This is a genomic window from Herpetosiphonaceae bacterium (genome assembly GCA_036374795.1).
Classification (GTDB): domain Bacteria; phylum Chloroflexota; class Chloroflexia; order Chloroflexales; family Kallotenuaceae; genus LB3-1.
Genome location: DASUTC010000360.1, coordinates 1 through 10,341, shown reverse-complemented (window position 1 = coordinate 10,341; position 10,341 = coordinate 1). Strand labels below are relative to the sequence as shown.

Annotated in this window: 8 protein-coding genes; 2 read left to right on the top strand and 6 right to left on the bottom strand. The window is 60.8% G+C overall.

Features of this window, described 5'->3' with window-relative positions; all coding sequences use genetic code 11:
- From VFZ66_29060 to VFZ66_29040, 5 genes are all read right to left on the bottom strand, one after another.
- Positions 1-3,181: CheR family methyltransferase (locus VFZ66_29060; protein HEX6293265.1), on the bottom strand; the 3,181-nt coding region annotated here is incomplete at its 3' end.
- A gap of 57 nt (positions 3,182-3,238) precedes the next feature.
- The gene (locus VFZ66_29055) at positions 3,239-3,661 is read right to left on the bottom strand and encodes a response regulator (GenBank protein ID HEX6293264.1); all 423 of its coding nucleotides are present in this window, start codon (positions 3,659-3,661) and stop codon (positions 3,239-3,241) included.
- An 82-nt stretch (positions 3,662-3,743) separates the two neighbouring features.
- Entirely contained in the window at positions 3,744-4,781 is a 1,038-nt protein-coding gene (locus VFZ66_29050) for a chemotaxis protein CheB (GenBank protein HEX6293263.1), read from the bottom strand.
- A 160-nt stretch (positions 4,782-4,941) separates the two neighbouring features.
- Complete coding sequence (locus tag VFZ66_29045; GenBank protein ID HEX6293262.1) at positions 4,942-5,955, bottom strand: SDR family oxidoreductase; 1,014 nt, start codon at positions 5,953-5,955, stop codon at positions 4,942-4,944.
- 35 nt (positions 5,956-5,990) lie between these two features.
- Complete coding sequence (locus VFZ66_29040) at positions 5,991-7,694, bottom strand: alpha-amylase family protein (protein ID HEX6293261.1); 1,704 nt, start codon at positions 7,692-7,694, stop codon at positions 5,991-5,993.
- A 425-nt stretch (positions 7,695-8,119) separates the two neighbouring features.
- Here VFZ66_29040 and VFZ66_29035 point away from each other — a divergent pair, with 425 nt between their 5' ends.
- Positions 8,120-9,334: a hypothetical protein gene (locus tag VFZ66_29035; protein ID HEX6293260.1), complete on the top strand. Its 1,215-nt coding sequence runs from the start codon at positions 8,120-8,122 to the stop codon at positions 9,332-9,334.
- A 117-nt stretch (positions 9,335-9,451) separates the two neighbouring features.
- Positions 9,452-10,054 carry a hypothetical protein gene (locus tag VFZ66_29030; GenBank protein HEX6293259.1) on the top strand — a complete coding sequence of 201 codons (603 nt, stop codon included), beginning with the start codon at positions 9,452-9,454 and terminating at the stop codon, positions 10,052-10,054.
- 94 nt (positions 10,055-10,148) lie between these two features.
- On the opposite strand, the gene VFZ66_29025 is transcribed toward VFZ66_29030, so the two are convergent.
- Positions 10,149-10,341: hypothetical protein (locus tag VFZ66_29025; GenBank protein HEX6293258.1), on the bottom strand; the 193-nt coding region annotated here is incomplete at its 5' end.

The window sequence follows — 10,341 nt, the reverse complement described above, 5'->3', positions numbered from 1 at the left end:
ACGGAGGCTGCTCGGCAGACGCGCCATTCTTGAGCAGCCGCTCCAGAATATAGGCATTTCCGGTCAGCGATGTAAGCGGCGTGCGCAGCTCGTGGCTGGCTAGCGACAAAAACTCGTCTTTGAGATGATCCAGGCGCTCGGCCTCATCCCGTGCCTTGATCTGCCCGGTAATATCCAGCGCCAGCACCAGCATAAAACGAATGCGCTCCGGTTGCTCCGAGCGCATGATCGGGATCAGGTTCCAATTCCAGATAGTCTCGTGCTCATCGCCCGCCAGCTTGAGACGAACCTCAGCCAGGCGTAGGGGCTGCCTGCTGTCGCACACCTGCTGCCAGAGTGTGCGCGCGTGCGCGCTCGTCCCGATGAACGCGATCTCCGGCCAGCGCCCGCCGATGAAGTCGCTCCGCTCAGGATGTGCCCGCGCCAATACCTGTAAATAATAGGGCGTGCCAATCAGCAGCTCGGTCGTCTCGACATCGTAGAGGCCAAGCGCCACCTGATCGGCGTGCTCGAAGATCAGCCGCAGCCGCTCGCGCTCCTCAAACGCCTCGCGGGCGCGCTGCTCGGTGACATCCGAGGCATAGATCACCACGCCGTCGACGCTGCCGTCGCGGCCATGCGATGGCACGATGGTATAGACGAAATAGCTCTCGACGGATTGGCTGTGCTGATTGGGAATGTAGGCCAGCATGTGGGGTGACGTGCGGGGCGCATCCTGGCTGAAGGCCTCGCGCGCCAGCTCGACCACGGTAGCATCGGCTTCCCAGAAGTAGCGCGCCACCTCAGCGAGCGGTCGCTCGCGCACCTCGCGGCCCTCAAGCAGCCGGGCATAGCGCGGGTTGAGCGCCTCGACGTGCAGATGCGGGCCGCGCAAGACCATGATATAGAACGGTGCCAGCTCGACCATCTCGGCGAGGCGTGCGCGCTCGGTTTCGAGCATCGCGGCCAGCTCTTGCAGATCACCGGTGCGCGCCCGCAGCTCCTCGTTGGTCGCCTCGAACTCCTCGTTGGTCGCCTGAAGCTCCTCGTTATTGGTTTCCATCTCCTCGTTGGTCGCCTGGAGCTCCTCGTTGGTCGCCTCGAACTCCTCATTGGTTGCCTGAAGCTCCTCGTAGGTCAGCATCATCTCTTCGTTGGCGACTTGCAGCTCTTCATTGGCGTCGAGCAGCTCCTTATTTATCTCGTTGAGCCGCTTATTGGCCGCGCCCAGCTCGTTGACAAGCTGGTTCTGCTCGACCTGCGCCGCCTCCAGGCGCTGCCGGGTCTGGATCTGATCGGTGACATCGCTGACGCTGATCGCCGCCAGATCGGGCGTGCTCACATCGAGCTGCATCGGCACGATCGTCAGGCAGAGATAGCGACCATTACCGCCGCTCGCCTCGCTGAGCAGCACTTCGGGCAGGCTCAGCGTATTGCGCTCGCGGAAGACCGTATCGATCGCGCTGCGCACCTGGGTGTAGGGAATGCCGCGTACGGCATGGAGAAAGTCCTGCTCCTTGCCGACATCGCGGAGCGCCAGCAGCCGCCGCGCCGCCGAGTTGACGGTGATCACCTGATAGGAGCGATCGATCACGACGACGCCGATCGGCAGGAAGCGCAGCAGCAGCTCGTTCAGCCGCCGCAGCACCGTCAGATCGGTAGGGATGACCGGCGCATCGGCGTCGGAGGGCGGCGCGGGCACCCCGCCGCCCGGCGGCTGCACCGCCTGCGGCTCCAGATGGGATCGAATATCGGCCAGAATCTGCCGACGCGGCAGCGGCACGTGATCGCCTGTGCAGCGGTAGATCTTCCACGGCTTGTTGACCAGCTCGAAGTACGGGTGCGTCGGGCGGATGACCTCGGCCTTGCCCAGGAAGAGATAGCCGCTGCTGGGCCGCAGCGAGAACGCGAACTGGCTGAGCACGTAGTCTTGCAGCTCCGGCGTGAAGTATATCAGCACGTTGCGGCAGAGCACCAGATCGATGCGCGGAAACGGCGCGCTGCGGCTCAAGTCCTGGTGCCCAAAGATCACCATCTGGCGCAGCGTCTTGGAGATGCGGTAGGAATGGTCGAGGCGCTCGAAGAAGCGCTCCCGGTAATCGTCCGGCAGATCCTTGAGCAGCGTTTCGGGATAGATGCCGAGCCGCGCAAAATTGATCGTCGCCGCGTCCAGGTCAGTCGCGAAGATCTTGATGCTCCACTCCGGCAGCTCCGCGCCCAGCAGATCGGCCAGCAGCATCGCCAGCGAGTACGGCTCCTCGCCTGAGGCGCAGCCCGCCGACCAGACCCGCAGCACACGGCCACGGCGCCGCGCCTGGTCCAGCAGCGAAGGCAGAAGCTTCTGCCTCAGATAGGCGAACGCCTCGTCATCGCGGAAGAACTGGGTGACATTGATCAGCAGCGCCTGGACCAGCTCGCCGATCTCCTCGGCGTGCAGGTCCAGGTAGTGGGCATAGTCGCGGAGCGTGTGGTTATGGGTGACGGTCATCCGCCGCCCGATGCGACGCAACACCGTCGAGGACTTGTAGGCGCGAAAATCGATGCTGGTCTGGCGATTGACGTGCTCCAGGATCTGCTGCAGCATATCTTCGGCCTTGTCGGTCTGCGGCAGCTCGACGCCGGTCAGCAGATCGTAGAGCAGCGGCCCGATGCGCTCGATATCGGCCTCGAAATCGACGACCGTCGGCGGCAGCGACATCGGCATCGAGGGGTAGCGCGCGGTCTGCGGGTTCTGAACGATCACCGTGCCGCCCGCCTCTTTGACATCCACCGCGCCAGCCGCGCCGTCGGAGCCGGAGCCGGTCAGCACCACGGCGATCAAGCGCTCGCCATAGGCTGCCGCCGCAGACGAGAGCAGCCGATCGATCGACGGCTTCGGTCGAGGCTGCTGATCGGTCAGCACCGCGACCTCGCTGTCCTCGATCGAGACATGGTGATTCGACGGCACGACATAGATCGTGCCCGGCTCCAGCTTCATGCGCGTCTCGACCACTACGACCGGCAGCGTGGTGCGGTGCTGAAGAATGTCGGAGAGGATGCTGGGACGGCTGGGATCGAGGTGCTGCGCCAGCACGATCGGGGCTGGAAAGCTCTGCGGCAGTGAGCTAACTAAGACGGATAACGCTTCGATACCACCGGCTGAGGAGCCAATCACGATCAGATCGCCGGATGTTAGGTTGGCCTGCGTATCGATCGGGTCCATCGAACAACCATTTCTAGTGATAGACATCGCGCGAGAAGAGCAAGCAGTATGCAGGCTCTACGAATCGCTGTCAAGTTTCTCAGCATCTATGACGCTGCTCTTGCGGTGTGACTGGAGCATCTGCTGGATCGTCTTGAGCAGCTCGTCGACGTTGAAGGGCTTGAGCACCACGCCCACGCCCATTGCGGTCAGGTGCCCCTCGATCTCCTCGACCTGACGCTTGGCGGCGGTGCAGATCACGACGGGAATATGCTCTGTCTCGCGCCGCATCTTGAGCTTCTGCAAGAGATTCCAGCCCTCGCGCTCGCCGCCAAAGATATAATCCAGCACAATCAGATCGGGCTTGGCCTGCTTGACCTCATCCAGATCGCGAAGGGCATACGAGTACAGTACCACCTCGTAGCCTTCCGAGGTCAGCAGATCCTCGAAGAGATCGAGGATCTCCTGCGTATCGTTCACCACCATGATCCGATCAGGCATCGTGCACTATCCTTGTTTCAAGTCCCGCGTTTCGCGCTGCGGCCCGCACCCCCGGCCTCGCGGCGCATGGCTCTTTCGTCGCTCAGGCCACCGCGTCGCCGCTCGTCTCTTCGATCTCGGCCAGGCCGGTGATTGGATCGTCCCTCACCAACACCTGCCGGATGGTCGCCGCGCGCTGCTCAGACTCGCGCGCCTTTGACTCGAAGCGCCGCACTAACATCATATGGCCGCGCTCCCGCGCCTGCTGCGCCATGCGCCGCCCCAGGCTGGCGCTCTCCTCCAGCGTGTTGAGCGCGACCCACAGCGCCGTTTCCAGCGCCTCGGCCTGCTCGGCAAAGACGCTCTCCACTGAGAACGCATGCCCAACCCGGCAGCGGAACCGAACCAGATCGCTATCATGCAGCTCGTACAGCACGCCGTTACACTCCGGGCAAGAAAAGGCCGAGGGCAAGCCTGGCCGCTCTTCGCTTTGTAATGCAGCCATATCCATTCCGACAATCCTCGATTCCAGTTCCATCTCGCGCGGTACGGGGTACGATTCTTCGTCTGCGACCGGATTGTTCGCCAATTCCGCCAGCAGCGAGGCCATCTGCGCCATCGGCAGGCAATAGTCTACGGCGACATTCTCTACCGCACTGCGTGGCATACTCGGATACAGCGCATCTTCGGGAGCTTGCGCCACGGCGATGCCACCGCGCGTCTTGATCGCCTGCAACCCGGCGGTGCCATCGTCGAGCGAGCCGGTCAGCACCACGCCGATCACCCTCTGCCCGTAGATGCAGGCGGCAGACCGAAAGAGCGGATCGACCGCCGGACGGTGGCGATTCTCCTTCGGGCCGCGCACCACGCGCACCCGCCCCTGCTCGATCAGCAGATGATGATCTGGCGGCGCGACATAGATCTGTCCCGCTCTGATCGGATCGCCATCTCGCGGATGCGCTGCCGACAGCGGGCCGGAGCGGCTCAAGATCGACGGCAATAAGCTTGGGCTTTGCGGCGGAATATGCAGCACGATAAAGACCGCTGCGCTCAGATCGGCGGGCAGGCCACGTACCAGCGTGGTCAGCGCCTCAACACCACCGGCGGAAGCGCCTATGACGATTATGTCACGTCCAGGCATGATCTATGCTCCTCGCGCCTCCGGCGCGATCTAATGAGCCATACGAGCAAGTATCGCACCACGTTCGGTCGCCTGCGCGCTCGGTTAAACAGCAGGGCGCAGGAGCACCGTATACTCCTACGCCCCGGGTTTTGCGCTTGGGGATCAGGCCCTCACTGCGTCACGACTGGCTGACCGAGCGCCTGGTCAGCAGCGCCGCCGCGCCGAGCGCCGAGCCGAAGATCGCCCGCCGCAGGTAGGGATGCCGTCCGAGCCAGTTGTACAGGCTGCGCGAAAACGCTTTGTCGCCGAAGTCGCCCTCGGCGGTGTCGAAGCCCTGAATCGGCTGGTACAGGTTGTCAGGCGCGTCAGCCGATTTGGGCTGGTCGGTCTTCTGCGATTCAAAACCGCCCCACAGCAGCAGCGCGTCCATCAGCAGCGGCGAGATCTTCTGAGTCTGGACCATCAGCTTGCCGCCGCCACCGGCGATCATGTCGCGCACGGAATGCTCGGCGGCGTACACGATCTGGTCGGCGACGACCCACGGCTGGTAGACCGGCGGCGGGATGTTGGGCTTGACGCCGAGCTTGGTACGCGCCTTGTCGAAGAGCGGCGTGTTGATCGTCGCGGGCATGATGTTGGTGACGCTGATCGGGATCTTTTTGTGCCGCAGCTCGATCCGCAGCGCGTCCAGAAAGCCGGGAATGCCGTGCTTCGACGCGGCGTATGCGGCCTGGTACGGCAGCGAAAGCTGCGACTCGATCGACGAGACGTGGATCAGCGCGCCGCGTCCCTCGCGCTTGAGATGCGGCAGCGCCGCCAGCGCGCCGTAGCCCTGGCCGATCAGGTTGACCTCGATCACGCGCCGGAACTCCTCCGGCGAGGTTTCGTCGAACGTGGCGTACAGGTGAACGCCCGCGATATGCGCCCAGGTATCCAGCCGCCCGTACTCGGCCACGGCCCGATCCGCCACTGCCTTGACCTGCTCGAAGTCGGTCACGTCGGCGGGTACGGCGATGGCCTGACCACCCTTCTGGCGGATCTCGTCGACCAGCGTTTGCAGCCCGTGCTCGCTGCGTGCCGCGACGACCAGCTTCGCGCCGCGCTCGGCGAACTTGAGCGCGGTCGCCCGCCCGATGCCGCTCGACGCGCCAAAGACGACGACAACCTGTTGCTCGATCGGTTTTAGTTGCATGTCTCCTCCTCGAACTGAACAAAGGCTTCAATCACTTATTCCCTTGTTCCCTTATTCCCTTGTTTCCTTGCTTCCATACGCTCCGACTCCTGGCTCGCCTGGCGGATGTCGTCCACGCGAAACCAGCGATAGCCGTAGCCCTCAAGCTCGATCTGATGCTTCCCGCCGTCGAAGCGCCGGTACTCGCGATCACCCAGCAGATCGACGAGATGCCCGGCCTCGTACTCGCTCAGGTCGAGCGTGACCGGGCACGCTTTAGACGAGAGGTTATGTACCGCAAGCACAATGCCGCCGTCCCACTCGCAGCGGTGCGCGAACACGCTGGCCTCGCCGGTATCCATGATCTGCGCCTGGCCCCAGCCAAACTCGGGGCAGACCTTGCGCGTGCGGATCATGCGCTCGATCGTGTTGAGAAGCGAGCGTGGGTCGCGGCTCTGGGCGGCGACGTTGACGCGCTGGTAGCCGTACGAGCCGCCGGAGATCACCGGACGTACCAGCTTCTTCCTCGGCGCTTTGGAAAAGCCGCCGTTCTCCTCAGGCGACCACTGCATCGGCGTGCGGACGCTCTCGCGCTCTTCGAGCGACAGGTCATCGCCCATGCCGATCTCCTCGCCGTAGCGCAGCACGGGCGTGCCCGGCAGGGTAAAGAGCAGGCTGTAGGCCAGCGCCAGCCGCGCCTGATCGCCGCCCAGCATGGGAGCGAGCCGCCGCCGAATGCCGCGCTCGTAGAGCTGCATGTGCTCCTCAGGTCCGAACTGCTTAAACACCTCCCCGCGCTCCGCGTCGCTGAGGCGTCCCAGGTCCAGCTCGTCGTGGTTGCGCAGGAAGTTGGCCCACTGGCCCCACGTGGGAATCTCCGGCAGCGCGTCGAGCGCCTTGATCAGCGGCGCGGCCTGCTCACGGGCCAGCGCCAGGAAGAGCGGCTGATTGACCAGGAAATTGAAGAGCATATGCATCTTATCGCCGTCGCCGAAGTAGGCCGCGATTTTGTCGGGCGACACGTTGGCCTCGGCCAGCAGGATCGCGTCGCCGCGCCGCGCCGTGAGAAACTCGTGCATCTCCTTGAGGTAGAGGTACGGATCGTCGATCTCCGGGTCGTCGATGCCCTTCAGCTCGATCAAAAACGGCGCGGCGTCCACTCGAAAGCCGGAGACGCCCAGCTCGGCCCAGAAGCCCATGATCTTGAAGATCTCCGCGCGCACGGCAGGATTGTTGATGTTCAGATCGGGCTGGTGCTCGTAGAAGCGGTGGAAATAGTAGGCCCCGGCCTCTTCGCTATAGGTCCAGACGGCATCTTGCTTGCCGGGAAAGACTACGCCCTCGTGCGCGTCGGCGGGCTTTTCTTCCGACCAGACGTAGAAGTCGCGGAACGGCGAGCGCTTGTCGCGGCAGGCCGCCTGAAACCACGGGTGCTGATCCGAGGTGTGGTTGACGACCAGATCGACAATCACGCGCATGCCGCGCTCGCGGGCCTCGCGCATAAACTCTACGAAGTCGCCTAGCGTCCCAAGGCGCGGATCGACGCCGTAGTACTCCGTCACATCGTAGCCGTTGTCGCGGTTGGGCGAGGGGTAGAACGGCAGCAGCCAGATGCAGGTAACGCCCAGGCCCGCGAGGTAGTCGAGGCGCTTGGTCAGGCCCGCAAAATCCCCGTCGCCGTCGCCGTCCGAGTCTTGAAAGGTATCGACATCCAGACAGTAGATGATTGCGTTTTCGTACCAGCGGTCGCTCATTCCCATAGGCACTCATTTCCTGGTCTTTGCGCCGCAGGCAGCGATGCCACCTGACCCGCAGGAGCGCATTGACGAATGTGTTCCATACCCTAGAGCTCTGCTCGCAGCGCTACGAGTAGCGCGCATCTTGAATGAGCATTGTCACGAAATGTGCCACCGAACCATGCTGCTCGGCGGTGGTAGATTGAGCATAGGTTAGTGATTTTATTTGTAAAATTGCATTTTACAGTTTGTGCATCCCCTACGTAATCCCCCCTTTCCTTTCACCCCCGAAGCGCGCCGTGTTGAATGAACACAGCGATGAACCTTTGTACTCCACCGAAAGGAGGGATTCTAGTATTCGGCGAAGGCGCGTCTACCGAACCCAATTCTTGGGAGTAAGCCAGACTGACCCGTTCGATCCTGTCATCATTCTTTGAAACGAGGTTCTTATGAGCAGGTTCTCCTTGCTATCAATGCTTAGCACTGCAGCATTGGCGTTTACTCTCGGATCGCAAGCCATGGCAGTTGTCCCTCAGCACGCAAATAGCCCCACGGCACAAGCAGTTGGACGTGTCAAGTTTCTTGCAGGAGACATCCATCGGCTACCCCCAGGACTAGCCGACAAGTTTGGCGGAGAGTATATTACAAATGATCAGGCGGACACAGCGAGCTTTGATGTCTTGGTCGTAAGCCGGGACGGGATGATGGAAATGGTTAACGATCAGGGAAAGCGCAATAAGCTTAAGCGAATGCTGAAACGCAGTAAATCCCTCATGACAATTGGTGCGGCACCACAGCAGATTGCGCAGGAGCTAGATGTAGAGGTGCTCGAAATGCACCCAAAAACCGAGCGTTACGTAGCAGGAAGCGTCACGCTCATCGGTTTAGAAGGGTCGATTTCGGGTGGCGTCCTTGTACCATCTGAAGCTTCAGCAACGTTAAGCATTGATGATCTGGCAGCAGACATCTATGATCACCTCGCAAGCGTGTACAATCTTGCTGCAGCACACCGCAAGCGCGCACCTGGATTGCAGGCTTACTATCTTGCGCCTAAAATCGCCAGTAATGTGCTCGATCTCTGTCCTTCCTATCTCGGCGGATATGGGAAATACAATGAGATTGCAACCGTGAACCGTGTTGAGGATGACGGCGACTGGACCTACGATTATTGGTCAGCCGACATTCAACAGCAAACTCTTGGAGGATTCGGTCATTGCGGCACTAATTACCGCACCTATGGACTAGCCACAATGGTAGACATGAAGCGAATGGACTCTACCGAACGCCTGTACAGGTACGGGCCAACTACTACAAATCGCGATAGCACAGCAGCAGTAAATATCGGTTTTTCGACAGGGTATGCACCTGCTGATCGCGAGTTTTCCGTTGCTTTCTCGGTGAGCAAGGAATGGTCGTTTACCACTCCTGCGGTAAGTGTTGTGGATCGTAGCGATTTCTCCACCGATATTGCTGCGTGGACCTTCAATTATGATCCAAGTGCGGATGCAGCGAAGTACACGTACACCTCGGAGCCCGGTTTTTCCCTGCGCACGCTACAAACACACGGCATGGGATTCTACAAGAAATCGACAATTACGTGGTACCACTCAATCTACACAGATCCTTCTCGTACGGTTGATTGGGGATACACATTCGCACGCTAGACCAAGCACTATCGGACGTGGCAGCTTATACGCTGCTCACATCCCATGTATACGTGAGAGAACACGAATTAATTTTATGTAAGGTAAATGCAGCGCATAGATAACATGGAGAGGAGTATGCAACAAAAGCTACGGCTGATCATAGCTGGTATCTACCTGGGCGTGCTGCTCACAGGCTGCGAAGGATTGCCAAGTCGAGGGGAGCGCATTGGCTCCGCCACGCCCGAAGAAGCTGTCAGACACTCAATTCTGGAAGGCGCAGATCTACCGCCGCATATTGTACAGAGCTTCAAGATCCTGGGAGCGCGCACCTGGGCGCATGGCAGCATCATACTTCATACCATGCGTGATCAGCGTCACCCCGAAGAAGAGATGTTCTCCTATCATTTTGTCGAGCGGGGAGAGCTAGGATGGCACGCCACGTACGGCAAGGGTTTTAATCAAGCAATGTTTCAAGAAGAGCAATTTATTGCCTTCCGTACGGATGGCGTCGAAGTGGCGGGCGGGCAGTATCTCGTCATGTTCGGTCAAATACACCAGCCTGGGGTCGAGGTAGAAGTAAGTCTCGGCAATCAACAGATTGGACAGGATGCAGCAACCGGCAACGCATTTCTGCTGCTTATGCCACTATCGGCCAGCGCTCACCAGCTACGTGTGCTCGATCGGCAAGGTAATATCCTTGAGCGTATCAATCTATCACCCCACCTATCGGGCGGATGAGCAGAGAAATTGAAACAAAGCAATACCGTGCAGCCTCGCCGACGCCTCGCATGAGTCAGCCGGTAGCTGCACGGCTCTCCACGGGATATGAGCGTTACTTCCCCTTCTCTTTGGCCGTCTCGCGGCTCACCAGCTTAAAGAACGTGCTCTGCTCGCCGCTGGCTTTCTCGTCCTGATAGAGAAACGCCAGGTTCTTCGCGTCGAACTTCTCGAACCACTCATCCCACGAGATCTCTTCAAGCCGATCGCTGCCCGCGCCGCCCGGAAAATCGATCCGCAGCACGCCC

What these genes read in the sequence shown, in the direction of transcription:
- VFZ66_29030 (HEX6293259.1), top strand. Translation starts at nt 9,452, where the DNA reads ATGCAACAAAAGCTACGGCTGATCATAGCTGGTATCTACCTGGGCGTG.
- VFZ66_29050 (HEX6293263.1), bottom strand. Translation starts at nt 4,781, where the DNA reads ATGCCTGGACGTGACATAATCGTCATAGGCGCTTCCGCCGGTGGTGTT.
- VFZ66_29045 (HEX6293262.1), bottom strand. Translation starts at nt 5,955, where the DNA reads ATGCAACTAAAACCGATCGAGCAACAGGTTGTCGTCGTCTTTGGCGCG.
- VFZ66_29040 (HEX6293261.1), bottom strand. Translation starts at nt 7,694, where the DNA reads ATGGGAATGAGCGACCGCTGGTACGAAAACGCAATCATCTACTGTCTG.
- VFZ66_29055 (HEX6293264.1), bottom strand. Translation starts at nt 3,661, where the DNA reads ATGCCTGATCGGATCATGGTGGTGAACGATACGCAGGAGATCCTCGAT.
- VFZ66_29035 (HEX6293260.1), top strand. Translation starts at nt 8,120, where the DNA reads ATGAGCAGGTTCTCCTTGCTATCAATGCTTAGCACTGCAGCATTGGCG.